A 25236-nucleotide genomic window follows, 5' to 3' on the forward strand; every position below is an offset into this window, starting at 1 on the left:
CAGGGCGATGGCAACATCGCCCTGCCAGCAACAGATTACTGCGGCTTCAGCTTGGCCAACGGCTCGGCCATAAACTGCTGCTTCAGCTCCTGTTTGCTTTTCATCACGATTTGCCCGTCGGTGCCAATGCTCATGTGTTGCGGGTCTGCATTGTTCATCGACTGCCACAGCATCACCGCCTGCAAGCTGTGTTCTTTCTGCTCTGGCGTCAGTGCCACACCATCAGGCCATTTGCCCAGTTCCACAGCCAGCACCAGCCGCTGGTAGATTTCCGGCGTCATGGCCGCAATCAGATCTTTTACTTCCATCAGAGCATGTCCTCACCCGGGAATGAATAATTAGCTGAATCGATTTTGTTGATTTAGTTACAGCTTAACCTGCCGTCTGCTCGCCATTCTCGTCGTCGGTGAAATTCAGTGACGCGGAGTTGACACAGTAGCGTTCGCCAGTCGGCTGCGGACCATCGGGGAATACGTGCCCCAAATGCGCGTCGCAGTTACCACAGCGGATCTCGACTCGATGCATATTATGTGAATTATCATCAAGATAACGAATAGCATCGTCCGAAACGGGCTGATAGAAGCTGGGCCAGCCGCAGCCAGAATCAAACTTGCTGGCGGAGAAGAACAGCGGCGCGTTACAGCACAGGCAGTGGTACACGCCCTCACGCTGGTTATGCAGTAATTTACCGCTATAGGGGGCTTCGGTGCCACGCTCTTGCGTCACATAACGTTGGATTTCATTCAGTTCCGTGAGCGGTGTCTTAGGGGTTGTCTCTTTAGCCATTTGTGCTATTCCCGCAATGTGGATAATGTCAACGAAAACAATGAGTAATAATAACAAAAAATTAACAACGCTGCAGGCCTTTTTAGCCTAAACTGTACGGCATAAAGGTTACGCTGCCACCATATGTGACTTCGATCACATATCTTGCACGTGCTGACTTTATACTTGGCGGTTTGCCCCCATATCGATGGGAGGACAAACGTAAATGGAATGTGCGATTTATGTGCAAAACCGGGCCTCTGGTTTGACTTGCAGCAAGAATTGACACGATTCCGCTTGACGCTCGGTAAGGTTTTTGTAATTTTACAACCAACCTTTTATTCACTAACAAATAGCTGGTGGAATATATGACTATCAAAGTAGGTATCAACGGTTTTGGCCGTATCGGTCGCATTGTTTTCCGTGCTGCTCAGGAACGTTCTGACATCGAAATCGTTGCAATCAACGACCTGTTAGACGCAGAGTACATGGCTTACATGCTGAAGTATGACTCTACTCACGGCCGTTTCGACGGTACTGTAGAAGTTAAAGACGGCCACCTGGTTGTTAACGGCAAAACCATCCGTTGTACCTCAGAAAGAGATCCGGCTAACCTGAAGTGGAACGAAGTCAACGTTGACGTCGTTGCTGAAGCAACTGGCCTGTTCCTGACTGACGAAACTGCACGTAAACACATCGCTGCAGGTGCTAAGAAAGTTGTTCTGACTGGCCCATCTAAAGATGACACCCCTATGTTCGTTATGGGCGTGAACCACAAGTCTTACGCTGGCCAAGAAATCGTTTCCAACGCTTCTTGTACCACCAACTGCCTGGCACCACTGGCTAAAGTAATCAACGACAAGTTCGGCATCGTTGAAGCTCTGATGACCACCGTGCATGCGACTACCGCAACTCAGAAAACCGTTGATGGCCCGTCTCACAAAGACTGGCGCGGCGGCCGCGGCGCATCCCAGAACATCATCCCTTCTTCTACCGGTGCTGCTAAAGCTGTAGGTAAAGTCATCCCAGAACTGAACGGCAAACTGACCGGTATGGCGTTCCGCGTTCCTACTCCGAACGTGTCTGTGGTTGACCTGACTGCCCGTCTGGCAAAACCAGCTTCTTACAAAGAAATCTGTGCTGCTATCAAAGCCGCTTCAGAAGGCGAGCTGAAAGGCGTGCTGGGCTATACCGAAGACGAAGTGGTTTCTACCGATTTCAACGGCGAGAAACTGACTTCTGTATTCGATGCTAAAGCCGGTATCGCGCTGAGCGACACCTTTGTGAAACTGGTTTCTTGGTACGATAACGAAACTGGCTACTCAAATAAAGTACTGGACCTGATCGCTCACATCTCCAAGTAATGGCTTGATGCGCAGTTGATTATCAAGGGCGACACTAGTGTCGCCCTTTTTATTTGTTTTTTGCGGCGAAAAGAAGGCAACAACATGAACGAAAAAATCTTCACCCTACCCGTTAGCGAACAAATCACCCCTTTTATCAGCCAACGCCAACTGGACGAACTGCCCGTGGTGGTGGTTTCTCACCCGAAAGTCCGTGCGGCCATTACTCTGCAAGGGGCTCATCTGCTGGCCTGGCAGCCAAGCGGTGATAAACCGGTGCTTTGGCTGAGCAACAATACGCCATTCAAAAACGGCGTGGCGATCCGCGGCGGCGTACCGATCTGCTGGCCTTGGTTTGGCCCGGCAGGTAGCCCATCCCACGGCTTTGCCCGTAATCAGCCGTGGCAGCTTACCGCGCACGATGAAGATGAAAACGGCGTGATCCTGACCTTCACGCTGCAAGATAACGAACAAACCCGCAAATTGTGGCCACATGCTTTCACCCTGATCGCCCGCTTCAAGCTGGGTGAAGAGTGCGAGATGGAGCTGGAATCACACGGTGACTACCAGGCTACCGCCGCTCTGCACAGCTATTTCCAGATCGGCGACATCGACAAGGTGAAAGTTGCCGGTTTGGGCGAGCATTATATCGATAAGGTGGCGAAGGGGATCGAGGAACGTCAGGTTGGCGAGCTGGAGTTTACCGGGCAAACCGATCGCATTTACACGCAGGCCACGCCTTGCAGTCTGATCAAAGACCCGGTATTGCAACGCACCATCGAGGTCAATCATCACTATATGAGTGATGTGATCGCCTGGAACCCAGGCGTCGAGCTTTCCTGCAGCATGGCCGACATGCCAAACGACGGTTACAAAACCATGGTGTGTGTGGAAACCGGGCGCGTAAGCAAGCCGCTGATCGCCTCTGGGGAGCAACCTGCCCGCTTGGCGATGAAAATCCGCAGCATTAAAAATAGCTGATCAAACTGGGGCGAATCATTTCGCCCCTCTTCTCTTCATCCACCGCTCTACAGATGTGCAAAAGGAGCGTTTCCGCCCCTTTTCGATGCACCTAGTGCACCATGGTAGTGCAATCAGCCATTAGAAGGTGTAAGTCACACCCGTCCACAACATGCCGGTATAAGATTTATCAACCATTGGGCTGTCTTTAACTTCGCTGTCCAGGCGCGTATAACGCCCCGTGAAGAAGGCATTCCAGTTGGCGTTGATATTATAGTTGGTGCTCAATTCGACGTATGGCGACCAGCTATCGCTCGGCTTATAGGTGTTGAAGGTACTACGGCGGGACTCATCACCATTGATGCCATAGTAATATTGGTTCTGGTTTGAGCTGTTCCAGTTTACCCCGATGCCAGGAGCAAAGCTCCAGGAGTCCACCTGGAACTTATAGAGATAGGCAATATCGCCCACCAGGCCGTTACTGTTGTCCAGCATATCGCCAGAGAAAGCCGTACGGATCGACCCCCACTCGGCCCTGTGTGTAAAGGCCACACCGGCCATCATGGTGCTACGGCGCTTGTCCAACTGCTTCATGCGGTCGTCGTCACTGTCGCCTGGCTTATAGTGCAACGGTGAGTAATAGGCGATCAGGCTCAGCTGATTTTGCTGATCTTTCCACAGGTTGTAACCGGCCAACAGCGTATGGAAGTAAAAATCATCGCCATCGTAATTGATAATAGGAACGGGATAGACACGATCCTGATAACCACGATAAGGATCTGGGCTAACCAGCGCTGAAGCACCGAGTGACCAGCTTCCTGCCTGAGCACTGTGCGCACAAACCATTGCGGAAGCGATAATTGCTAGCGTTTTGAGTTTAGATATCTTCACTGGCTTTTTCCATAGATAACAAGATGTAATTAACGACTATAGTTTATGTGAAAACCGACCAGCCTGCCGGATCTTTACAATAGAAAACAACCAAGATCGAATAACTTAGAACCCAAAGATGAATTATTGATGGCAAAAAGATGACGTTTTTTGCCGCAACCCGCGCCAGACAAGGCATTTGCCGCCCCCCGCCCTAACTGAGTCATTGAAATGACTTAAAAAAGACCCTTTCTCTTGCAGGAAATTTTCCAGTATGCAACTAAGCTTAAAATCAGAAGGTGAATTTAGGCTGAGCCCAGTGGCAATACAGCGCAACTCGCGAGAATAAGCGCACCAAGTTGGCATACGGGTTGCTGTACTCAGTCATAGCTTCACGCTTTCGGGAGCCAGAATACCAACACCAGCTCCTTTTTTAACCTGTGCTAATAACGAAAGGACGGGCATCGCCATGAACATATTTGACCACTATCGCCAGCGCTACGAAGCTGCCAAGGACGAAGAGTTCACACTGCAGGAATTTCTTTCCATCTGCCGGCAAGATCGCAGTGCCTATGCCAATGCGGCAGAACGTCTACTCATGGCTATCGGTGAACCAGTGATGGTCGATACCGCGCTTGAGTCGCGTATGTCTCGCCTGTTCTCCAACCGCGTGATCGCACGCTATCCGGCATTCGAGGAGTTCTACGGCATGGAAGAAGCTATCGAACAGATAGTTTCTTACCTGAAACACGCTGCCCAGGGCCTCGAAGAGAAGAAACAAATCCTTTATCTGTTGGGCCCGGTGGGTGGCGGTAAATCCTCACTGGCAGAACGGCTGAAAGCCTTGATGCAGCGTGTACCGATTTACACCCTGAGCGCCAACGGCGAGCGCAGCCCGGTCAATGACCATCCGCTGTGCCTGTTCAACCCGCAGGAGGATGCCACTATTCTGGAAAAAGAATACAACATCCCGACGCGCTATCTTGGCACCATTATGTCGCCGTGGGCCGCTAAACGCCTGCATGAGTTCGGCGGGGACATCACCAAATTCAAAGTGGTGAAGGTTCGTCCTTCAATACTTGAACAAATTGCCATCGCCAAAACCGAACCGGGCGATGAGAACAACCAGGATATTTCTGCGTTGGTCGGTAAAGTGGATATCCGTAAGTTGGAAAATCACGCGCAGAACGATCCGGATGCCTATGGCTACTCCGGCGCACTGTGCCGCGCCAACCAAGGGATCATGGAGTTTGTGGAGATGTTCAAAGCGCCGATCAAGGTGCTACATCCTCTGTTGACCGCCACCCAGGAAGGTAACTACAACGGTACCGAGGGGATCTCTGCCCTGCCGTTCAGCGGGATTATCCTGGCGCACTCTAACGAATCGGAATGGGTGACCTTCCGCAACAACAAAAATAACGAGGCCTTCCTCGACCGTGTTTACATCGTCAAGGTGCCTTACTGCTTGCGGGTGTCGGAAGAGATTAAAATCTACGACAAACTGCTCGATAACAGCGAACTGACCCACGCGCCTTGCGCCCCTGGCACGTTGGAAACGCTGGCTCGCTTTACCGTACTGTCGCGTATGAAAGAGCCAGACAACTCCAGCATCTATTCGAAGATGCGTGTCTACGATGGTGAAAGCCTGAAAGACACCGATCCGAAGGCCAAGTCGTATCAGGAGTATCGTGACTATGCCGGGGTGGATGAAGGTATGAACGGCCTCTCGACCCGTTTCGCCTTCAAAATTCTGTCTCGGGTGTTCAACTTTGACCATGCCGAAGTCGCGGCTAACCCGGTACACCTGTTCTATATCCTGGAACAGCAGATCGAGCGTGAGCAGTTCCCGCAGGATCTGGCGGAGAAGTACCTGGAGCACCTGAAAGGCTACCTGATTCCGAAATACGCCGAGTTTATCGGCAAAGAGATCCAGACCGCCTATCTGGAATCGTACTCCGAATACGGTCAGAACATTTTTGACCGCTACGTGACCTATGCAGACTTCTGGATCCAGGATCAGGAGTACCGTGATCCGGATACCGGCCAGCTGTTTGACCGTGAGTCCTTGAACGCTGAACTGGAGAAAATCGAGAAGCCAGCGGGTATCAGCAACCCGAAAGATTTCCGCAACGAAATCGTCAACTTTGTCCTGCGTGCCCGTGCCAATAACAGCGGCCGGAACCCGAACTGGACCAGTTACGAGAAGCTGCGTACGGTTATCGAGAAGAAAATGTTCTCGAACACCGAAGAGCTGCTGCCAGTCATTTCCTTTAATGCTAAAACCTCAACGGATGAGCAGAAAAAACACGATGACTTCGTCGACCGGATGATGGAGAAAGGCTACACCCGCAAGCAGGTTCGTCTACTGTGCGAATGGTATCTGCGGGTGAGAAAATCTTCATAAACCGACGACCGCTGACGTCATAGATAGCCTATACCTGAGGATTTCGGGTTGTAGCCTAACGGCTACAGCCTGAAACACCCAAGGTAGAGAAAGTTGGCAACGTTGTTTGGGGGATGTATGGCGTATTTCATTGACCGACGGCTGAATGGCAAAAACAAGAGCATGGTGAACCGCCAGCGCTTCTTGCGTCGCTATAAGTCGCAAATCAAACAGTCGATTGCCGAAGCCATCAACAAGCGTTCGGTTACCGACGTGGACAGCGGGGAATCGGTATCGATCCCCGGTGGCGATATCAACGAGCCAATGTTCCATCAAGGGCGCGGCGGTAAACGCCATCGCGTTCATCCCGGTAACGATCACTTCGTACAAAATGACCGCGTTGAACGCCCACAAGGCGGCGGCGGTGGTGGTGGCGGCCAGGGCAATGCCAGCCAGGATGGGGATGGCCAGGATGAATTTGTCTTCCAGATCTCCAAAGATGAGTATCTCGACCTGTTGTTCGAGGATCTGGCGCTGCCCAACCTGAAGAAAAATCAGTACAAACAGCTGACCGAATACAAAACCCACCGTGCAGGCTACACCGCCAACGGCGTACCGGCCAATATCAGCGTGGTGCGTTCGCTGCAAAACTCGCTGGCGCGTCGAACCGCCATGACCGCCGGTAAGCGACGTGCTCTGCATGAGCTTGAAGACAGCCTTGCCCAGTTGGAGAACACCGAACCGGTGCAACTGCTGGAAGAAGAGCGCATGCGTAAGGAGATTGCCGAGTTGCGCAAGAAAATCGACAGCGTGCCGTTTATCGACACCTTCGACCTGCGCTACAAGAACTACGAACGTCGGCCTGAACCCTCCAGCCAGGCGGTCATGTTCTGCCTGATGGACGTCTCTGGCTCGATGGATCAGGCAACTAAAGACATGGCCAAACGCTTTTATATTCTGCTGTATCTGTTCCTCAGCCGAACCTATAAGAACGTTGAGGTGGTTTATATTCGTCACCATACCCAGGCTAAAGAAGTCGATGAGCAGGAGTTCTTCTACTCACAGGAAACCGGCGGCACCATCGTTTCCAGCGCCCTCAAGCTGATGAACGAAGTGGTCGAGGAGCGTTACGATCCTGCACAGTGGAATATCTATGCCGCTCAGGCTTCGGACGGGGATAACTGGGCTGATGATTCGCCACTGTGCCATGAACTGTTGGCAAAAAACATTCTGCCGATGGTGCGTTACTACAGCTATATCGAAATTACCCGCCGTGCTCACCAGACGCTGTGGCGTGAATATGAACATCTGCAGGCGACGTTTGAAAACTTTGCCATGCAGCATATCCGCGAGCCGGATGATATCTATCCGGTATTCAGGGAACTGTTTCATAAGCAAACGGCGTGATCTAATAGAAAACGGCCAGCAACGAAAGTTAGCTGGCCGTTTTAACTCATAGGAATGCTGCATCCTCGCCAACCAGCCGCAACCGCTATAAACTCAACAACACCGCCATTTGATCAACGCTTCGATCCGTGAGGCGCAGATATCAAGCTCACTCTGGCTCACTTGTAAGGCCATGACGGCATCCCCGAAAGTCTCCCCGGTAAACGGTGTCTTCTCACACTGCTGTAGCAATGCCGCTGGCGGGTATACGTAGATCAGTTGCGGAGCCGGTGGCACCGGTTTTGGTCGCTCCGCGCAGGATATCGAGAGCATCAGCAGGCAACCGCTGATGACCGCAGTCGTTATCCTCCAACGCTTTGCGTAACGTTCTATTTTCAGCATCGGCCTTTACTCTCTTTTGCTGTTCAATCTTGAGCTGTTGTTCGGTAGCACGACGATCGGCATCCGCCGCACCTTTCAGCGCCTGAATGGTTTCATCCCTGCCATTCAATGCACTGCTCAACTCCTGGTTATCTTTCTGGTACTGCCCTATGTCGGCATTCAACGCATCAATACGCTGACTCATGCCAAACAATAGGGCTGCGAAACCTAAGATCATCAGTAGCGGCCAATGGCCTCTGAAAAACTGGATCAACCCTGCCAGGTTCATGACAGCAACACCTCACGATCGGTAATACCTTGTCTATTTGTCTGCATTTGAATTCCTTCGTTTAAGCCAAAACACGGCTTAGATAAGCAGTATCTCAAAGCAGAAGGATGAGGAGTATTCGCGAGGGTTGTACTAGCCATGCCACAACTAATCGTTAGGACTCAAATGGCAAAAATCTCACCGAGGCGAGATTTTTGATTCACAAAATGGTTCAGGCAGCCATAAGGCGAAGATGTTTCGATATCACAACAAATACCTAAAATCGTGGATATCAGGGAACAGGCCCACCGTCCTAAGATGGCGGTTGCAGATAAACCAGATCTCATCGCGATCGTTCGAGAGGATGAAATAAGCATCGGCGGTTTCCGAAGGATTATACATCCCCAATGCACGATAGGCCGTATACGGGCTGAATCCGCTATCCAACGGATAAGGCTTGGGTGCATTTTCCATCTGCACCACTCTCAAGTACAACCCTTGCTCGATCCATATCATAAAGTCACCGGTAACGATGGTTGATAACTTTAGTATGGTCGTAAATGGGATTATCGTCGCCTTCAGCGAAAAATCATCGGCAGGAATATCAATCAGATCAGAGCGAAGTTAACTGGCCGCTGTACAGCACCGGACCGGTAGGAAGCCCTGTAGGTGAGCCACCCGCTGGCTCGAGGCTGATGGCAATGGTCATGCCCTGCGCCAGCGTCATCGAGTTCACTGCCAGCTCGGTCGGCTTCTCTGCAGCAACCAACCCTAAGGAACGCGGCTTTTCACCCGGCGGGATCGCCCACAGTTGCAGGCTATTGGCTACGGCTAACGTTTGCGGGTTAAGCGGGGTCAGTCTCAGATGGCGTTTGCCACTGTCCATGCTGACAATCCATTGCCCACTGCCCTGCTGACCTGCATTGAGCACCACTGCCGGAGCAAAATCCTGCGGCTGAGTGATAAAGCGTGGCACCAGCAACAACGCGGCCAAACCGGCAGCTAGCGCCCAGCCAAGGTAGTCCCAGCGTTTACGCCGTGGCACTGCCTTAATGGGCAAACTGAGTTGGATCTTTTTCCACACGCGTTCCGGTGGCAATACCGGGGTCAATGCCAGATCCAACGGAGCCAGCAGCGTTTGCCAACGTGCCACCAAGGCGGCCAGCGTCGGCTCCCGCTGGATACGCTGTTCAAAGTTCAACCGCGCAGGCCCGCGCAACGTGCCCAAGGCATATTCTGCGGCTAACGCCGAGTCATACTCACCTTTGCTTTTCATAGGCCCACACAGTTTTTCAAATGATCCAGTGCCCGGCGGATCCAGCTTTTGATCGTGCCAAGCGGTTGTTGCAGATGTGCCGAAACCTCGCCATGAGACATGCCTTGGTAGTAAGCCAACACAATGCTCTGACGTTGTTCAACGTTCAGATGATTCAGGCACTCGGCCAGCTTTCCAGCCTCCTCACCCAGCAGCAACTGACTAGCTGGTTCTTCCGTGCTCGCCCCCAGGTCATCCAGCCACTCCTCTTCCGTTTGCCCCGCCCGGCCTCCAGCACTGCGCAACCAATCAATAGCCTTGTTGCGCACAATGTGCGTCAGCCAGGTCAAAGGGGAACTGAGATTGGGGTCATAGCTGGCAGCGCGATTCCACACGCTGATAAAGCTTTCGTGCAGCACCTCTTCGGCCCAGGATTGACGGCGCAGTAAACGCAGAGCAACGGCAAACAAGCGCGGCGAGGTCTGCCGATAAAGTTGTTCAAATGCGTTGCGGTCGCCAAGCGCAACGGCCTGCATCAATTCGACATGCTGTTCGGGAAGTGCTTTGGTCATGTCCTGTCCTATCAAGGTGCGGGCAGCCTTTTGGCAGCCTGCACCTAGTATAGACGGGATTTATTTTGGCAACAGAACGCTATCGATAACGTTGATCACGCCATTTTTCTGATAGACATCATAGGTGCTGATGTTGGCAATATGACCTTGGCCATCTTTGAGCTGAATATTGTGGGGGCCATTATTCATAATCCACAGAGGTTGGCCATTGACCGTTTTCAGCTCGGCCGTGCCGTGCCCTTCCTTGATTTTCTTCTCCAGCTGTTTCATATCATAGCGGCCGGCAACCACATGGTAGGTCAACACGCCGGTCAGCGCCGCCTTATTCTCAGGTTTGAGCAAGGTATCGACCGTCCCGGCAGGCAGTTTGGCAAAGGCTTCATTAGTCGGAGCAAACACCGTAAACGGACCTGCGCCTTGCAGAGTGTCAACCAGGCCAGCCGCCTTCACCGCAGCAACCAGCGTGGTGTGATCTTTGGAATTGAGGGCATTCTCGACAATATTTTTGCTGGGGTACATGGCGGCACCGCCCACCATTACCGTATCGGACATCATGGCAGCCATTGAGACGCTACTGAACAACAGTGATGAACACAGGGCAGTACAGAGAAGCTTTTTCATGGTTATATCCTCGAAGGGTGATGTGGGAAGATGTCCTCACATAGCCATATACGTAGTGAACGAGAATATTGGATGCAGTAATCTGAAAAATATTTTTCGAGCGGGGAAACTGGATGTAAAAAACCCCGGCGTAAACGCCAGGGTTAAAAGTAGTGCCGGTCGCTTTCCCGGCTGTCATGATGCGGCGCAAGCGTCCATCGAACACTCCAGCATTGCACAGCCTAAGCACGGCCTTTTCACAACAGAAAAGCAAACTTTGGTGAAATGGGCTTTTCTGTCTACCCTCATGGCAAGGAGGATATATTCAACCCCGGCACCGGGCCGGGATTGATGTGGTAGTGTCGATATCGCTTGTCTGCTCCGGTCTACACCATCATCGCTATTGCAAGTTTCAACCACACTACCGAGTCACATTACATTGCTGTAACGTTAACCGCTGATGGGCCTTTGGCGCCATTTTCGATGCTGAATTCGACCTGCTGGCCTTCATCAAGCGTCTTGTAATCATTACCCTGGATTGCAGAGAAGTGTACGAACACGTCTTTGCTGCCATCAGCAGGAGAAATGAAACCAAAACCTTTACCAGCGTCAAACCATTTTACTAAACCAGTCATTTTATTAGACATAGATACTTCCTTCATTATTTTTTAGGCCGCCATAATGGCGAATGAGGTCTGCAATTCAGTGGAAACTTATGGGGGCACTAGAAGGAAATTCGCGGAAGAAGAGGTATCTGTCGGATATCGCTAATACTGAGAACTACTTTACTAAAACTGCTTTCATAAGGTCTGTACTTCAAACCGATGACGCTATTTACTCATAACCCAGAGTTATTAGCAAGGGCTATTTATAATTAATTTCGATAAGGCGCTCTTTCAGCCGTGCGACAAGACACTCCTTCCACCCTTTTACACCGCATTAACACATTGATTACTTGCAGGGAGCCGCCTAAAATGAGCGGAAAAAATTACCGGGATGATTTTCATGTTATCGCTGTGGGAAGTCACGCAATACGTTTATTTTATTGGCCTGTTGGTTTCGATGATTGTCACTTTTCTGGTCAGCCGCGATACCCTCCCCATCCGCCTGCTCAGTGCGCTGATTATCGGCCTGACCTGGCCACTCAGCCTGCCCGTGGTGCTGTTGTTTTCGCTGTTTTAGCACCCCATCCCGCTAACGTTCAGCGGGATGAGTACGGTTTAACCGTTAAAAGTCATACCCCACGGTAGCGATAACTGAACGCCCCGCTCCCCAATAGCAGTAGCCAGTACCATAGCAACCAGCAACATATTCCCTGTCCGTCAGGTTATTGGCGTTCAGCTGCACGTAAGCCCCTATCAACGACGGTTTTACGCTGTCCAGATCCATGCGCACCGAAGCATCCAGCAGCGTGACCGAAGGAATACGCAGAGTATTCTCATTATCCGCCCACTGTTTGCCAATATAACGCACGCCAGCCCCCAGATTGATACCCAGCCCAGCCTTGTACTGCCCCCATAAAGAAGCCATCTGATTAGGCGCCAGGTATGGCGTATTGCCATCGTTACCGTCAACGGCGTCTTTGAATTTCACTTTGTTGTAGCTGTAACCGGCAATGACATTCAGGCGCTCGCTCACTTGGCTACGGGCCTCCAGTTCAATCCCTTGTGAATGTACCTTACCGGCAGGCACATAGTAGCTGTCCTTCACCACGCGGTTGGCTACGTCATTCTGCGTCAGATCGTAGAGGGCAATGCTGTAGATCGAGCTGCTACCAGGAGGCTGATACTTCAGCCCGGCCTCATATTGCTCGCTGGTGGTCGGTTTGAGCAGATGCCCCTCTTTATCGGCCAGGACCGCTGGTGTCACCGCGGAGCTGTAACTCATATACGGCGAGAAACCGCTGTCAAAGTGGTACAGCAAAGAGGCTCGGCCCGTAAAGTGGTCGTCAGTACGGGCATCGGTAGAATCGGTATTCAGCACGGTATTCTTGGTTTCCAAACGGTCAACGCGCCCGGAAAGATTGAGATACAAGTTATAGAGGCTGACTTCGTCCTGCAGATAGACGCCGGTCTGCTCATAACGCCGTTTAGAATCGGTATGGCTGAGAATAGCGATATCTGGCCCGCCGGAAACGCCGGTGAACGGGTTCAACGGCGTGGCCGAGCCAGACTCTTCCCACAGATTATTGGTAAAACGTTGATAATCCAGCCCCAGCATCACCTTGTGTTCCAACGCACCCGTCGCGAACTCCGCCGCCAGTTGGTTATCCACGGCATAAGCATCCAACGACGTATTGGAGCCGCTGTACCAACGGTTCAACTCGCTGCGGTCGGCGTTCCAGCCAATCTGGTAAACCTGCTCCTGCTCAACGTTGGAGTGGGTGTAGCTGGCGTTTTGACGGAATGACCAGACGTCGTTAAAACTATGCGAGAAGTCATAACTGTAGATTTGCTGCCAACGTTTGAACACATTGCGGCTGCTTTCCCCGTCAAAAAATCCCCGGCCCAGCTTGTCCCCACTGGTGGTATATATGCTGCCGTCTGACGGCACCGCGCTGTGGTAGCCACCGGAAGGATCTTTTTGCAGATTGGCCTGCAACAATAATGAGGTATTTTCATCCGGTTGCCACAGCAACGAAGGCGAAATCGCATAGCGCTCTTCACGCTGATGGTCATACATGGTGTCACTGGTGCGGGTAATGCCGGTCAAACGGTATGCCCACCGATCGCTCAGTGCCCCCGTCGAATCAAATGCACCGCCTTTGGTATTGTTGTTACCCGCCATCACATTGACGTGGTTTTCACTGGCAAACTGCGGCCGTTTGCTGGTCATCGCCACCAACCCACCAGGGATGCTTTGCCCATACATCACGGAGGACGGGCCCTTAATCACGTCAATGCGTTCCAGGAACCAAGGGTCGACCTGCAAAGCGTTATAACTGCCGCCGTCGCTAAGCAGTCGTAGGCCGTTCAGGAAGGTGTTATTGACGTCGCCACCGTGGAAACCGCGCAGAGCGATAGTATCGTAACGCGTCGCGCCACCAGAGAAGTTAGTGAATACGCCTGGGGTATATTTCAGCGCATCGTTAACCGTCAAAGCCCCTTGGTCGCTCATCTGTTGGCGTGTTACTACGGAGACGGATTGCGCAGTGAGTATCAGGGGCCGATCCGTTTTAGTGGCCCCCTGGCTGGTGCTGGCCTCATAGCCATGCGTTGCCGTTTCCGCCGTATCGGCGGGTTTTGCCGTTACCACGAGGGTATCTTCAGCAAATGAGGTCAGTGGCAGGAAAATCGCTAACGAGCAGTAAAGATAAGAACGACTGGCAGGAAAAAACGCAGGCATACCTGTATTCCCCATGGGATCCATTGAAATTGCACCGAAAACGCACCGCGCTGGCAACGCTGGCCAGTTTGGCGAACAGAAGTCACGGTGCTCAGATGTTGTTAGATAACAAATACTAATAACAATGATAATTATTATCTTTACCATCAATGAATTCAAGTAGCAAAATACACTCTGGTGCTGGGCGTTTCAGGCGGGTTTATTGGCTTATGATTGGTACGTCATCTTGAAAAAAACCTTTTTCTCAGCAGGTTATGCTCCTGAGCCGTTTAGTTTTCATTTAGCTTTTAAATGCTATAAATCTGGATAACTCAAGGAGAGTGCATGACTCAAACAGCAAATCCCATCTCAGCCCCCTCCAGAAGACTGAAAGTGGTCTATGGCTGGTATGTTTATACGGTGTATGCGTTACTGGTCTTTAATCTCTATCTGGCGGTATACAACACTTGCGTTCGCCACCCCTTTGAATCACCGTTAATCTCCATGGCTCATAGCCTGTTTATCGCTTTTCTGCTCAGCCAGATCCTGAAGAAACGAAGAGGGTTCAGTTGGGTATTGCTGATCTACTTTATGTCCATGCGCCTGTATTACGCCAATATCTTGCACACTGAGTTCTCCGCCGCCAGCCTGAGCCTGGTTTGGGTCGTCATGACAATGTTACTGGCTGGTACCCTAACCGTTAGGCAATTCAACGCTAACCAGGTGCAACAGGAATGGTTGGCGCGCTTTGGATGGCGCCAATGGGCCGTGTTAATCGGGATAACGGCGATATTGACGCTATTAGTCACCCGCGACTATCTGGGGTGACGGATGACGGTGGGATGTGAGGTTCAGAGATATCCACCATACGGCAAAGTTTACTTAAGTTTTGCGCGTTTTCGCAGATTTTATCGGTAACGTAAACGCCAAAATAGCCTAATACCAGCAGATAGCCGATCATACATAGAATAAAAATAAGTGTTCTCAACGCTAGCTACCAACTCTGCAACATGACTAAAGTCATCATACCGTGATCAGACCGTTTTCGCCTATTTCAAAGTCACTGGATATTCTGCCAGACTGTATGCAGTACCATCACGAACTTGTTCAGCCTGGAGACCCCATGAACCATTTGATGCTAGATATTGAAACGCTGGATATTACCCCGAGCGCGGTGATCCTGGTGGTTGCCGGGGTGTTTTTTAACCCCAAGACCGGTGAGTTAGGAGCAGAATTTGAAGCGGCAGTGAACAGCCAGCAGGAACAACCGGGTCGGACAATCAGCCTGGATACCGTGGCCTGGTGGGCAAAACAGTCAGACGAAGCTCGTAAACTGGCCTTCGGGGGCAGCGAAAGTCTCAAGCGGGTCTTGACCAACCTGAGCCGTTTTATTCATATGCACAGCACCGATACGGTGAAAGTCTGGGGCAATGGCAAAGAGTTTGACTGCTCGATCCTGGAACATGCCTACCACCAGTTGGCAATGCCCTGCCCCTGGAAGTTCTGGGATACCCAAGACGCCCGCACTATCATTACGCTGGCAGAGTTGCATGGTTTCAACCCCAAGAAACAGCGTCCGTTTGAAGGCACACCACACCGGGCGCTGGATGATGCCAAACACCAGGCGCGCTACGTTGCAGATACCATTTCAGCGCTTTATTACCGCCAGCCCGCGGCAAAATGATCGCGCCAGGTCAAATCAAGCGCAAACGGTTTCCTGTCTGTCATCAATACGTTATCGCTTCCCATTTGCGGTTGGGATCTCTACTCTAGTTCTCTTTGTCATTCGGATGTGCCATTTTTGTTATGCAAAAATTTCTCTTTCTCCTGCTTAGCCTGGTGTTGCTCGGCCCTCTGGGAATCGATCTCTATCTGCCCACCATTCCTGCCATTGCCCTGGGCCTTAACAGCAGCGAAGCCTTGATCCAATCCACCATTTCGCTGTTTATTCTGGTGTTGGGTCTTGGCCAGGTGATCGCCGGTCCACTGGTGGATAATTACGGTCGTAAGCCTGTGGCTATCGCCGGGATCCTGATTTATATGGTGGGCGCAGCCATGGCTGCGCTGGCGACAACGGCAGAAATCTTTGTCGCTTCACGCCTGATGCAAGGCGTGGCCGTTTGCTGTACCGCCGTTGTAGCATTCAGTGGCGTGCGCGATCGGATGAATGGCGATGACGCCGCACGCGCTTTCGGTTTTCTCAACGGCACGCTGAATATCATTCCTGCACTGGCCCCGCTGCTCGGTGGTTTGTTGGCAGAAGCCTTCGGCTGGCGCGCCCCATTCTGGTTCCTGGTCGGTTATGCCGCGGTGGTATTATTGCTGGTCATCTTCTTCCTGCCGGAAACCCGCCCCGCTACTACCGTTGCCGTCAAAGGGCTGCCGGTACGCCAGTATCTGCGCATTCTTGGCGATCGCCGGTTTATCTCCTTTGCAGTGGTCAACGCCGGGGCGATGGGGATGGCGCTAACTTATGTTTCATTGGCACCTAACGTGCTGATGGGCACCGCCGGGCTATCACCGCTGCAGTTCTCTTTGGTATTTGGTGCCAACGGTTTCTGGATCATGCTGGTCAGCTTTGTCGCCAACCGCATCATTCACAAGATTGGCCGCCCTTTCTGCCTGGCGACCGGCGGCATACTGATGGGGTTAGGCTGTCTCGCTTTAGTGTTGGGGGTGGCACTACTGGGTGAAGCTGCACAAAGCCATTGGTTGGCTTATATCCTGCCCGTGGCCTGCGCCTGTGCCGGATTGGCTTTTGTCATGGGGCCGTCAACTAGCTATGCGTTGGAGCCTTACTCTAACGAAGCGGGCGTGGCTTCAGCACTGGTAGGTTTTATTCAGATGGCCGGAGGGGCCGCGCTGGGCCTGATCGCGATGGCGTTGCCGCTGCAGCCGAAACTGTCGCTGGCGTTGGTGATGTTGGTAGGTTGCCTGCTGGCGCTACACGCACGGCAGCGCAGCAAGCAAATCAAAGGGCAGTTGAAAAAAATCGGCTGAGCTTATTTCTCAATAACAATAGGCACCCGTGCCGCCAAGGCTGTCAGCAGCTCGTAACCCAAGGTTCCGGCTGCGGCAGCCACATCATCGACGTGCAGATGCCTCCCCCACAGTTCGACGTCAGTACCAATAGTTGCCTGCGGGCACGGTGTCAGATCCACCGTCATCATATCCATGGAAACCGAACCTACCGTATGCGTCAGAACACCGTCCACCCAGACCGGAGTGCCGGTGGGCGCATGGCGAGGGTAGCCGTCCGCATAACCACAGGCCACGACGCCGATACGCTGCGCCCCACCAGAGGCATAACGCCAGCCATACCCCACCCGATCTCCCGCTTGCAACTGTTGGATGCCAATGATTTTGCTGCTCAGCGTCATCGCCGGTTGCAAACCAGTGTCGGCGATGTCCTGCCAGTTGCCGCTGGGTGATGCGCCATAAAGTATAACCCCCGGCCTCACCCATTCCGCCTGCGTCTGCGGGTGCCACAAGGTGGCCGCCGAGTTGGCCAGACAACGCGGCAGATCAATCGCAGCAGTGGCGCGGTCAATTACGGCCATCTGTTCCGTTACGCCTTCAGGACCGTCGGCGGTGGCAAAGTGGCTCATTAGCGTTATCGAACCAATATTGTGCAACTCCTTTGCAGTTAACCAAGCACTGTGCAACCGCTCCGGGGCAAACCCTAGGCGGTTCATCCCACTGTTCAACTTGAGATAAACATCCAAAGGGGCCTGTAAACGCGCTTCGGCAATCGCCTGTAGTTGCCAGTCGCTGTTCACCGCCGTGGTTAACCGGTAACGATCGATCAGCATAAGGTCTGCGGGCTGGAAAAAGCCCTCCAGCAACAGAATCGGCCCCTGCCAGCCAGATTCGCGTAGTAACACTGCCTCGTTCAGATCGAGCAAGGCAAAACCATCGCTATTCTCGGCCAGGCTGCGCCAGACGTGCTGCAAACCATGGCCATAAGCGTTGGCCTTGACAACGGCCCAGATTTTAGCCGAAGGTGCAAAACGACGAACTACCTGCAGGTTATTGGTCAACGCGGCCAAATGCAGCGTAGCGGTAATCGGGCGAGGCATGGGCTCTCCTATCAGATTGGGTTTCAGCGTGCCGGGTGCACGTCATTCAATGGAACAACAGGCCCCTGCCGAAAGTCTGCGCGGTAACGCGCCACCGCCAGATCGTCTGAAGCAATGGCCGGGGTAACCCCAGAGATCAAGTCGGCAAGCAACTGGCCGGAGCCGCAGGCCATCGTCCAACCCAAGGTGCCATGGCCGGTATTCAAATAGAGATTTTTCAGCGGGGTGCGCCCCACAATCGGCGTGCCATCTGGCGTCATCGGGCGCAGCCCCGTCCAGAATGTGGCCTCTTCAACTCGCCCACCGTTCGGGTATAGATCGCGTACCACCATTTCCAGCGTTTCACGCCGCTTCTGCTCCAACTGGGTATTGAAGCCAACAATCTCCGCCATACCGCCCACGCGGATGCGCTTATCGAAGCGAGTAATGGCAATTTTATAGGTTTCGTCCAGCACGGTAGAGAACGGCGCTGCCGCTTCATCGGTTATCGGGATGGTTAATGAGTAACCTTTCAACGGATAAACCGGAATGGACACCAGATCGCGCAGTAGTGCGGTAGAATAGGCACCGAACGCCACAACATAGCTATCGGCAGTCATGGTTTCACCATCACACTGCACGCCGGTAATTTTATCTCCTTCCACCAGCAAACGTTCAACGTTGCGGTTAAACAGGAAGTTGACTCCGGCCTGCTGCGCCAGCTTGGCCAACTGCTGGGTGAACAGTTGGCAGTCCCCGGTTTCATCATTCGGCAGTTGTAAACCGCCGGTAAGCTTATGGGCAACCTGCGACAACGCCGGTTCGACCGTCGCCAACTGGCTGGCCTCCAGCAGTTTGTAAGGCACCCCGGCATCCTCCAGCACGGCAATGTCCTTGGCCGCGCTGTCAAACTGCTGCTGGGTGCGGAACAGTTGCAGCGTGCCGCCTTGACGGCCTTCATACTGGATGCCGGTTTCCTGGCGCAGGGCTTTAATGCAGTCGCGGCTATATTCCGCCAGACGTACCATACGGCCTTTGTTAGTCATATAGTGGGCAGTATCGCAGTTTTTCAGCATCTGCCACATCCAGCGCAGTTGGAAACTGCTGCCGTCGAGGCGGACTGCTAACGGCGCGTGACGCTGGAACATCCATTTAATCGCCTTCAACGGTACCCCAGGTGCTGCCCAAGGTGCGGCGTAACCCGGAGATATTTGCCCGGCATTGGCCGCACTGGTTTCCAAGGCTGGCCCGGGTTGACGATCGATCACCGTCACCTCATGACCCGCTTTTGCCAAGTACCAGGCACTGGCAACCCCTACCACTCCGCTACCTAAAATAACCACTCTCATCGCTGACTCCAGCCCAAGGATCGATAAAGCACAATCTACCAATAACAGGAAATTAACTCAGTGGAAAAAACTACTCAACAAATCGTTTATTAATCGTGACAATATTCACAATTATTTTATCGTTGATGCGCCCGGCTTTGGCAATAGCGGACATAAAATAACGATAAGATACTGTTAAAGCGCATTTTGCCGATAAAACAGGCTATTCGGCCCCCAAACACATCAGCGAAAATCGCCAGTGGCACCGGGATTGACAACCCACCCAATTTGGAACATAAATCTGTTTAATTAAATATTGCAGGTTAATAATTCCAACCATCCCCATTGGGCATCAGTTTCCTCTGCCTCGCGGTTCGAATGCCTGGTTGAGTGCCACCACAGGCCGCAAAGCTGGTTTACGCGTAGCAACCGCAAGTGGTTATCAGTACTCAGCACGGATGATTTCAAACGATTTATTACGACTTGGACTATCATTGTTAAAGGGTCTGCCAAAAGAGCCGACGCCGTTCATAACGAGGGTGCGCTGATGACTACTTCGACACAGAAAAAGGTTAAGGAAGATAAACGTCTGAGCGATGGACCGGACTGGACATTCGACCTGTTGCAGGTGTATCTGGAACAGATCGACCGGGTTGCCAAACATTACCGGCTCGACACCTATCCGCATCAGATCGAGGTCATTACCTCCGAGCAGATGATGGATGCCTATTCCAGCGTCGGGATGCCGATCAACTATACCCACTGGTCATTCGGTAAAAAGTTCATCGAAACCGAGCAGCGCTATAAGCATGGCCAGCAGGGGTTGGCCTATGAGATCGTGATCAACTCCAACCCGTGTATTGCCTATCTGATGGAAGAAAACACCATCACCATGCAGGCACTGGTTATGGCTCATGCCTGCTATGGGCACAACTCGTTTTTCAAAAATAACTATCTATTCCGCAGTTGGACCGACGCCAGTTCGATTGTCGATTATCTGCTGTTTGCCCGCCATTACATCAGCGAGTGTGAGGAACGCTATGGCGTGGAAGAGGTAGAAAAGCTGTTGGACTCCTGCCATGCGCTGATGAATTACGGGGTCGATCGCTACAAACGGCCACAAAAAATCTCGCTGGTGGAAGAAAAAGCCCGCCAAAAGAGTCGTGAGGAGTATCTGCAAAGCCAGGTCAACTCGCTGTGGAAAACCTTGCCGCGAGTCGATCGCGAAGCCCTGCCGGAACAGGCCGTGCGTTTTCCGCGGGAGCCGCAGGAAAACATTCTCTACTTTATGGAGAAAAACGCCCCGTTGCTGGAATCCTGGCAGCGTGAAGTGCTGCGCATCGTGCGTAAGGTAAGCCAGTATTTCTACCCGCAAAAACAGACGCAGGTGATGAACGAGGGCTGGGCCACCTTCTGGCACTACAGCATCCTTAACCACCTGTACGACGAAGGGCGCGTGACGGATCGCTTTATGCTCGAGTTCTTGCACAGCCATACCAATGTGGTCTACCAGCCATCTTACAACAGCCAATACTACAGCGGCATCAACCCGTACGCGCTTGGCTTTGCCATGTTCCAGGACATCAAACGGATCTGCCAGTCGCCGACCGAGGAAGATCGCTACTGGTTCCCGGATTTCGCCGGCAAAGACTGGTTGGATACCCTGCACTTCGCCATGCGTGACTTCAAGGATGAGAGCTTTATCAGCCAGTTCCTGTCACCGAAGGTGATGCGTGATTTCCGCTTGTTTACCGTGCTGGATGACGATCGCAATAATTACCTGGAGATTTCAGCGATCCATAACGAAGCGGGCTACCGCGCGATACGCCAGGAGCTGTCGGCTCAGTACAACCTGAGTAACCACGAGCCCAATATTCAGGTCTGGAATGTGGATCTGCGTGGCGACCGTTCATTAACGCTGCGCTATATTCCGCAGGACCGGGCGCCATTGGATAAAAGCCGCCGTGAGGTGATGAAGCATCTGCATCGTCTGTGGGGGTTCGACATTATTCTGGAGCAGCAAAACGAAGATGGCAGCGTTGAGTTGCTGGACCGCTGCCCACCAAGGCCCAACGCGTTATAAGGCTGCAATATGACAAAGGGGCGCATACAGCGCCCCTTCAACTAACTGATTACGGGAATGACGCGAATTAACGACGCGCTTCTGTCAGATCGCTTGGCATAGTGCCCTGCATACTCTGCCAAATAGCCCCGCTCTCTTTACCGTAGTTACGCACGCAATCCATCACCTGATCGTACATCTTCTCATGACACAGGCTAGACAGTTTGTTGTAGAAGGTCAGTGCGAGTTTGCGCGCTTCCGGGTTGGAGAAGTAATAACGGCCAACGCGGGTATACAGCCCTTTCAACCCATTGAGGATCAGGCCGTAAATCGGGTTGCCCGAGGCAAAGGCCAAGCCACGGAAAATTTCATAGTCGAGCTGGTTGAAAGCATCCGCCTGATCGTCAACCAGCGCCGCTTTCGCCAACACTTCCTGCGCCTGCTCCGGGTGGTTACGCACCGCCGCACGGATAAAGATCGAGGCAATATTGGTCCGCACCGACAGCAGATTATCGATCAGCTGCGGTACGCTGTTGTGATCGAGCCGGGCCAGGGTTTCCAGAATATTAAGGCCGGAAGTTTCCCAAAAATTGTTCACTTTGGTCGGTTTGCCGTGCTGAATAGTCAGCCAGCCATCACGGGCCAGTCGCTGCAGAACCTCACGTAATGTGGTGCGCGTGACGCCAATCAGTTCTGAAAGCTCACGTTCCGCGGGCAAAATAGAGCCGGGAGGGAAGCGGTTATTCCAAATACTTTCAATAATATACTCTTCCGCGAAACCGGCAGGACTCTGCGCCTTTATAACCATGTGTTTGATGTTCCGTAACGACGATAATCAGTAATTGTAATCGGCAGATCATACCAGATCGCCGGGGCATCACATAGCGCGAGCCAAAAACATTAAACGAAAGTGTGCATAAGCTGGCAAAAAGATGAAAAAAACCACTTCGCCGAAATTTCAGTCTATTAGGACTTCCTTATTTGCATCAGGCCCACTGCCGTTGTTAGGGTATGACGAGCCAACTCACTTTGAGGTTTCGCAAAAACAAGCATGGATATGACAATACGCTCGGCATTGGTAAAGAACTTTCTCGGGGCGTCCCCCGATTGGTACAAACTGGCTATCATCAGTTTTCTGGTGATCAATCCCTTGGTGTTTTTCCTGGTCAGCCCTTTCGTGGCGGGCTGGTTACTGGTTATCGAGTTCATCTTTACGCTGGCTATGGCGCTAAAATGCTACCCGTTACAGCCCGGTGGACTACTGGCCATTGAGGCAGTGTTGATCGGCATGACCAGCCCCGCACACGTCAGCGCGGAAATTGCCAGTAATCTTGAGGTGTTATTGCTGCTGGTGTTTATGGTGGCAGGCATCTACTTTATGAAGCAGTTGCTGCTGTTTGTATTTACCAAACTGCTGCTGAACATCCGCTCAAAGATGCTGCTATCGCTGTCCTTCTGCGTTGCCGCGGCACTGCTTTCTGCCTTCCTGGATGCCCTGACCGTGGTAGCGGTGGTGATTAGCGTCGGCACAGGTTTTTATTCTATCTACCATAACGTCGCCTCCAATCAGAAGACCGATATTAGTGACGATAGCCGCCTGGAAGATGCCGACCATAAACAGACGCTGGAACAGTTCCGTGGCTTTCTGCGCAGCCTGCTGATGCATGCCGGCGTGGGCACCGCTCTCGGGGGCGTGATGACCATGGTGGGCGAGCCGCAGAACCTGATCATCGCCAAAAGCGCCGGGTGGGGCTTTGGCGAATTTTTCCTGCGTATGACCCCCGTCACGCTGCCGGTGTTTATTTGCGGTCTGTTGGTTTGCCTGCTGGTTGAACGTTTTGCAGTTTTTGGCTACGGCACCAAACTGCCGGATCAGGTGCGTAGCGTACTGAAAGAGTTCGATCGCCAGGCAACGGCCAAGCGTAGCCGCCAGGAAAAAATGAAGTTGGTGGTACAGGCGTTAATCGGCCTCTGGTTGGTGATTGCCTTGGCCTTCCACCTGGCGGAAGTGGGGCTGATTGGCCTCTCGGTGATCATTTTGGCGACCTCACTGTGCGGCGTAACCGATGAGCATGCGATCGGCAAGGCTTTCCAGGAAGCCCTGCCCTTTACCGCGCTGCTGACGGTGTTCTTCACCGTTGTGGCAGTGATCATTGAACAGCAGCTGTTTACTCCGGTGATCCACTATGTGCTACAGGCACCGCCGAGCTCACAGCTTTCCCTGTTTTATCTGTTCAACGGTCTGCTCTCTTCCGTTTCTGATAACGTTTTTGTCGGTACGGTTTACATTAACGAAGCTCGGGCAGCATTGGCGGAAGGAGCAATTTCTCTGCAACAGTTCGAACTGTTGGCGGTAGCGATTAACACCGGCACCAATCTGCCTTCGGTGGCTACACCCAACGGGCAGGCTGCTTTCCTGTTCCTGCTGACCTCTGCTCTGGCACCGTTGGTACGTCTGTCTTATGGCCGCATGGTCTGGATGGCATTGCCTTACACGGTGGTGCTGACCCTGGTTGGCCTGCTGTGTGTGCAGCATACTCTGGCACCGGTAACGGACCTGTTTACCCAATGGCAGTGGCTAATGCCGCTACCGCTTGACGCAACGGCCCCAATCGCTGCACATTAGCCACCATAACCGTCCCCGCAAACGACGATATTTTTCACTGAATCGTCGTTAGATAGCTGGCAGCGGGGATGAATTGGTTTACACTGCCGGTTCAATTGCTTACTGCATGGAAGAATATAGATATGTTGCAATTCTTTAACCGCTGCTCGCAGGGGCGCGGTGCTTGGCTGTTGTTGGCTCTGACTGCATTGGTACTGGAGTTGGCCGCCCTCTATTTTCAGCACGTGATGCTGTTACAGCCTTGCGTAATGTGTATCTACGAACGCGTCGCGCTATTCGGGATTTTGGGAGCGTCGCTGCTTGGTGCATTGGCACCGAAGTCGCCGCTACGCTATGTGGCGATCCTGTTGTGGATATACAGCGCCTGGGAAGGCCTGCAGTTAGCCTGGAAACACACTATGATCCAGCTGCATCCATCGCCGTTTAATACCTGTGATTTCTTTGTCAGCTTCCCTTCCTGGCTGCCACTAGACAAATGGGCGCCAGCGGTGTTCCACGCGTCCGGTGACTGCTCGGTGCGTCAGTGGCAGTTCCTGTCGTTGGAAATGCCACAATGGTTGGTGGGGATTTTTGCTGCCTATTTGCTGATCGGGATTGTGGTTCTGCTCAGCCAATTTGTCCGCCAACGTAAACGCGATCTGTTTGGCCGCTAACGCTAGAACATCGCAAAAACGGCGCCTAAGGGCGCCGTTTTTTGTTGCTACTGACACCCTATCACCAGGCTTACCGAGTAGGGCCGCTGCATGCTGCGGCCGTTTGGATAATCAATGGCATCGTGTGTGGTGGGTAAGCAACATCAAGTATGGGTAAAGTAATACACGAGCACGATCAGTACTCCGGCCACGGCAAACAGGCGTACCATCTTCATCATCACATTCTCATCATAGGCGGAGGTGCCGACAAGCTACCTAAGATTTTGTTTAAAAAGAAGCGTACACCAGGCGATTACGTCGTAATTTACATAACATTAAGTTTTGTTGCGATTCCCCGCCGATATAGCGTTCAATCTTTGGTAATTCATCCCTTTCAAGCACAGATATATTGGCTACACTTAA

Annotated in this window: 24 protein-coding genes; 11 read left to right on the top strand and 13 right to left on the bottom strand. The window is 52.4% G+C overall.

The annotated features are described in order from the left end of the window. Positions 1 to 35: 35 nt before the first annotated feature. Both KGP17_RS14250 and msrB read right to left on the bottom strand, forming a co-directional pair. Positions 36 to 308 carry a YeaC family protein gene (locus KGP17_RS14250; RefSeq protein WP_021181206.1) on the bottom strand — a complete coding sequence of 91 codons (273 nt, stop codon included), beginning with the start codon at positions 306 to 308 and terminating at the stop codon, positions 36 to 38. 64 nt (positions 309 to 372) lie between these two features. Continuing rightward, a complete protein-coding gene (gene msrB / locus KGP17_RS14255; RefSeq protein WP_021181205.1) occupies positions 373 to 786 on the bottom strand; it encodes a peptide-methionine (R)-S-oxide reductase MsrB in 414 nt (137 codons plus the stop codon). A 347-nt stretch (positions 787 to 1133) separates the two neighbouring features. On the opposite strand from msrB, the gene gapA reads away from it, so the two are divergent. After that, entirely contained in the window at positions 1134 to 2129 is a 996-nt protein-coding gene (gene gapA / locus KGP17_RS14260; protein ID WP_021181204.1) for a glyceraldehyde-3-phosphate dehydrogenase, read from the top strand. 84 nt (positions 2130 to 2213) lie between these two features. Continuing rightward, positions 2214 to 3089: a D-hexose-6-phosphate mutarotase gene (locus tag KGP17_RS14265; protein ID WP_209554823.1), complete on the top strand. Its 876-nt coding sequence runs from the start codon at positions 2214 to 2216 to the stop codon at positions 3087 to 3089. A 120-nt stretch (positions 3090 to 3209) separates the two neighbouring features. On the opposite strand, the gene KGP17_RS14270 is transcribed toward KGP17_RS14265, so the two are convergent. Next, on the bottom strand, positions 3210 to 3914 hold the full coding sequence (locus tag KGP17_RS14270; RefSeq protein WP_037376116.1) for a MipA/OmpV family protein: 705 nt from the start codon (positions 3912 to 3914) through the stop codon (positions 3210 to 3212). A 493-nt stretch (positions 3915 to 4407) separates the two neighbouring features. Here KGP17_RS14270 and yeaG point away from each other — a divergent pair, with 493 nt between their 5' ends. After that, entirely contained in the window at positions 4408 to 6342 is a 1935-nt protein-coding gene (gene yeaG, locus KGP17_RS14275; RefSeq protein ID WP_021806619.1) for a protein kinase YeaG, read from the top strand. Between the two features lie 117 nt (positions 6343 to 6459). Beyond that, complete coding sequence (locus KGP17_RS14280) at positions 6460 to 7728, top strand: YeaH/YhbH family protein (RefSeq protein ID WP_037375997.1); 1269 nt, start codon at positions 6460 to 6462, stop codon at positions 7726 to 7728. A 214-nt stretch (positions 7729 to 7942) separates the two neighbouring features. On the opposite strand, the gene KGP17_RS14285 is transcribed toward KGP17_RS14280, so the two are convergent. The 6 genes from KGP17_RS14285 to cspA form a co-directional block, all read right to left on the bottom strand. Then, positions 7943 to 8377, bottom strand: a complete 435-nt coding sequence (locus KGP17_RS14285) for a DUF2570 family protein (RefSeq protein WP_209523631.1) — start codon at positions 8375 to 8377, stop codon at positions 7943 to 7945. A 243-nt stretch (positions 8378 to 8620) separates the two neighbouring features. Beyond that, positions 8621 to 8872 carry a hypothetical protein gene (locus KGP17_RS14290; protein WP_059200979.1) on the bottom strand — a complete coding sequence of 84 codons (252 nt, stop codon included), beginning with the start codon at positions 8870 to 8872 and terminating at the stop codon, positions 8621 to 8623. 97 nt (positions 8873 to 8969) lie between these two features. Beyond that, the gene (locus KGP17_RS14295) at positions 8970 to 9632 is read right to left on the bottom strand and encodes an anti-sigma factor domain-containing protein (protein ID WP_223497786.1); all 663 of its coding nucleotides are present in this window, start codon (positions 9630 to 9632) and stop codon (positions 8970 to 8972) included. Continuing rightward, on the bottom strand, positions 9629 to 10183 hold the full coding sequence (locus tag KGP17_RS14300; protein ID WP_021181195.1) for a sigma-70 family RNA polymerase sigma factor: 555 nt from the start codon (positions 10181 to 10183) through the stop codon (positions 9629 to 9631). The genes KGP17_RS14295 and KGP17_RS14300 overlap by 4 nt, the downstream gene beginning before the upstream one ends. Before the next feature lie 60 nt (positions 10184 to 10243). Further along, complete coding sequence (locus KGP17_RS14305) at positions 10244 to 10804, bottom strand: fasciclin domain-containing protein (RefSeq protein ID WP_021181194.1); 561 nt, start codon at positions 10802 to 10804, stop codon at positions 10244 to 10246. Between the two features lie 413 nt (positions 10805 to 11217). After that, on the bottom strand, positions 11218 to 11430 hold the full coding sequence (cspA, locus tag KGP17_RS14310; RefSeq protein ID WP_024485401.1) for an RNA chaperone/antiterminator CspA: 213 nt from the start codon (positions 11428 to 11430) through the stop codon (positions 11218 to 11220). A 358-nt stretch (positions 11431 to 11788) separates the two neighbouring features. Between cspA and KGP17_RS14315 the strand changes: the two genes are divergently transcribed. Continuing rightward, positions 11789 to 11965, top strand: a complete 177-nt coding sequence (locus KGP17_RS14315) for a GhoT/OrtT family toxin (RefSeq protein ID WP_021181193.1) — start codon at positions 11789 to 11791, stop codon at positions 11963 to 11965. Positions 11966 to 12010: 45 nt separating this feature from the next. Here KGP17_RS14315 and KGP17_RS14320 read toward each other — a convergent pair whose 3' ends face one another. Continuing rightward, positions 12011 to 14128: a TonB-dependent siderophore receptor gene (locus tag KGP17_RS14320; RefSeq protein ID WP_223497787.1), complete on the bottom strand. Its 2118-nt coding sequence runs from the start codon at positions 14126 to 14128 to the stop codon at positions 12011 to 12013. A 324-nt stretch (positions 14129 to 14452) separates the two neighbouring features. On the opposite strand from KGP17_RS14320, the gene KGP17_RS14325 reads away from it, so the two are divergent. The 3 genes from KGP17_RS14325 (at position 14453) to KGP17_RS14335 (ending at position 17107) form a co-directional block, all read left to right on the top strand. Beyond that, positions 14453 to 14935, top strand: coding sequence for a hypothetical protein (locus KGP17_RS14325; protein WP_037375999.1), 483 nt, complete (start codon positions 14453 to 14455; stop codon positions 14933 to 14935). Positions 14936 to 15230: 295 nt separating this feature from the next. Then, positions 15231 to 15791, top strand: coding sequence for a 3'-5' exonuclease (locus KGP17_RS14330; RefSeq protein ID WP_021181189.1), 561 nt, complete (start codon positions 15231 to 15233; stop codon positions 15789 to 15791). A 122-nt stretch (positions 15792 to 15913) separates the two neighbouring features. After that, positions 15914 to 17107: a multidrug effflux MFS transporter gene (locus KGP17_RS14335; protein WP_059200981.1), complete on the top strand. Its 1194-nt coding sequence runs from the start codon at positions 15914 to 15916 to the stop codon at positions 17105 to 17107. 2 nt (positions 17108 to 17109) lie between these two features. Here the strand turns inward: KGP17_RS14335 and dadX are convergent, their stop codons facing one another. Together dadX and KGP17_RS14345 are read right to left on the bottom strand one after the other, a co-directional pair. Continuing rightward, the gene (gene dadX, locus KGP17_RS14340; protein WP_223497788.1) at positions 17110 to 18186 is read right to left on the bottom strand and encodes a catabolic alanine racemase DadX; all 1077 of its coding nucleotides are present in this window, start codon (positions 18184 to 18186) and stop codon (positions 17110 to 17112) included. Between the two features lie 23 nt (positions 18187 to 18209). Next, positions 18210 to 19514, bottom strand: a complete 1305-nt coding sequence (locus KGP17_RS14345) for a D-amino acid dehydrogenase (protein ID WP_179253518.1) — start codon at positions 19512 to 19514, stop codon at positions 18210 to 18212. 526 nt (positions 19515 to 20040) lie between these two features. On the opposite strand from KGP17_RS14345, the gene KGP17_RS14350 reads away from it, so the two are divergent. After that, positions 20041 to 21576 (top strand): SpoVR family protein, encoded by a 1536-nt coding sequence (locus KGP17_RS14350; protein ID WP_223497789.1) that lies wholly within the window; start codon positions 20041 to 20043, stop codon positions 21574 to 21576. 67 nt (positions 21577 to 21643) lie between these two features. On the opposite strand, the gene fadR is transcribed toward KGP17_RS14350, so the two are convergent. Then, positions 21644 to 22363, bottom strand: a complete 720-nt coding sequence (gene fadR / locus KGP17_RS14355; RefSeq protein ID WP_021181184.1) for a fatty acid metabolism transcriptional regulator FadR — start codon at positions 22361 to 22363, stop codon at positions 21644 to 21646. A gap of 243 nt (positions 22364 to 22606) precedes the next feature. Here fadR and nhaB point away from each other — a divergent pair, with 243 nt between their 5' ends. Together nhaB and dsbB are read left to right on the top strand one after the other, a co-directional pair. Continuing rightward, entirely contained in the window at positions 22607 to 24181 is a 1575-nt protein-coding gene (gene nhaB, locus KGP17_RS14360) for a sodium/proton antiporter NhaB (RefSeq protein ID WP_021806634.1), read from the top strand. Positions 24182 to 24303: 122 nt separating this feature from the next. Next, complete coding sequence (gene dsbB / locus KGP17_RS14365) at positions 24304 to 24834, top strand: disulfide bond formation protein DsbB (protein ID WP_021181182.1); 531 nt, start codon at positions 24304 to 24306, stop codon at positions 24832 to 24834. Positions 24835 to 25236: the final 402 nt, after the last annotated feature.

Origin of the sequence: Serratia sp. JSRIV001, assembly GCF_019968745.1 — a bacterium.
GTDB lineage: Bacteria > Pseudomonadota > Gammaproteobacteria > Enterobacterales > Enterobacteriaceae > Chania > Chania fonticola_B.

Coding starts and splice junctions, on each gene's coding strand:
- KGP17_RS14250 (WP_021181206.1), bottom strand. CDS start 308: ATGGAAGTAAAAGATCTGATTGCGGCCATGACGCCGGAAATCTACCAG.
- msrB (WP_021181205.1), bottom strand. CDS start 786: ATGGCTAAAGAGACAACCCCTAAGACACCGCTCACGGAACTGAATGAA.
- gapA (WP_021181204.1), top strand. CDS start 1,134: ATGACTATCAAAGTAGGTATCAACGGTTTTGGCCGTATCGGTCGCATT.
- KGP17_RS14265 (WP_209554823.1), top strand. CDS start 2,214: ATGAACGAAAAAATCTTCACCCTACCCGTTAGCGAACAAATCACCCCT.
- KGP17_RS14270 (WP_037376116.1), bottom strand. CDS start 3,914: ATGGTTTGTGCGCACAGTGCTCAGGCAGGAAGCTGGTCACTCGGTGCT.
- yeaG (WP_021806619.1), top strand. CDS start 4,408: ATGAACATATTTGACCACTATCGCCAGCGCTACGAAGCTGCCAAGGAC.
- KGP17_RS14280 (WP_037375997.1), top strand. CDS start 6,460: ATGGCGTATTTCATTGACCGACGGCTGAATGGCAAAAACAAGAGCATG.
- KGP17_RS14285 (WP_209523631.1), bottom strand. CDS start 8,377: ATGAACCTGGCAGGGTTGATCCAGTTTTTCAGAGGCCATTGGCCGCTA.
- KGP17_RS14290 (WP_059200979.1), bottom strand. CDS start 8,872: ATGATATGGATCGAGCAAGGGTTGTACTTGAGAGTGGTGCAGATGGAA.
- KGP17_RS14295 (WP_223497786.1), bottom strand. CDS start 9,632: ATGAAAAGCAAAGGTGAGTATGACTCGGCGTTAGCCGCAGAATATGCC.
- KGP17_RS14300 (WP_021181195.1), bottom strand. CDS start 10,183: ATGACCAAAGCACTTCCCGAACAGCATGTCGAATTGATGCAGGCCGTT.
- KGP17_RS14305 (WP_021181194.1), bottom strand. CDS start 10,804: ATGAAAAAGCTTCTCTGTACTGCCCTGTGTTCATCACTGTTGTTCAGT.
- cspA (WP_024485401.1), bottom strand. CDS start 11,430: ATGTCTAATAAAATGACTGGTTTAGTAAAATGGTTTGACGCTGGTAAA.
- KGP17_RS14315 (WP_021181193.1), top strand. CDS start 11,789: ATGTTATCGCTGTGGGAAGTCACGCAATACGTTTATTTTATTGGCCTG.
- KGP17_RS14320 (WP_223497787.1), bottom strand. CDS start 14,128: ATGCCTGCGTTTTTTCCTGCCAGTCGTTCTTATCTTTACTGCTCGTTA.
- KGP17_RS14325 (WP_037375999.1), top strand. CDS start 14,453: ATGACTCAAACAGCAAATCCCATCTCAGCCCCCTCCAGAAGACTGAAA.
- KGP17_RS14330 (WP_021181189.1), top strand. CDS start 15,231: ATGAACCATTTGATGCTAGATATTGAAACGCTGGATATTACCCCGAGC.
- KGP17_RS14335 (WP_059200981.1), top strand. CDS start 15,914: ATGCAAAAATTTCTCTTTCTCCTGCTTAGCCTGGTGTTGCTCGGCCCT.
- dadX (WP_223497788.1), bottom strand. CDS start 18,186: ATGCCTCGCCCGATTACCGCTACGCTGCATTTGGCCGCGTTGACCAAT.
- KGP17_RS14345 (WP_179253518.1), bottom strand. CDS start 19,514: ATGAGAGTGGTTATTTTAGGTAGCGGAGTGGTAGGGGTTGCCAGTGCC.
- KGP17_RS14350 (WP_223497789.1), top strand. CDS start 20,041: ATGACTACTTCGACACAGAAAAAGGTTAAGGAAGATAAACGTCTGAGC.
- fadR (WP_021181184.1), bottom strand. CDS start 22,363: ATGGTTATAAAGGCGCAGAGTCCTGCCGGTTTCGCGGAAGAGTATATT.
- nhaB (WP_021806634.1), top strand. CDS start 22,607: ATGGATATGACAATACGCTCGGCATTGGTAAAGAACTTTCTCGGGGCG.
- dsbB (WP_021181182.1), top strand. CDS start 24,304: ATGTTGCAATTCTTTAACCGCTGCTCGCAGGGGCGCGGTGCTTGGCTG.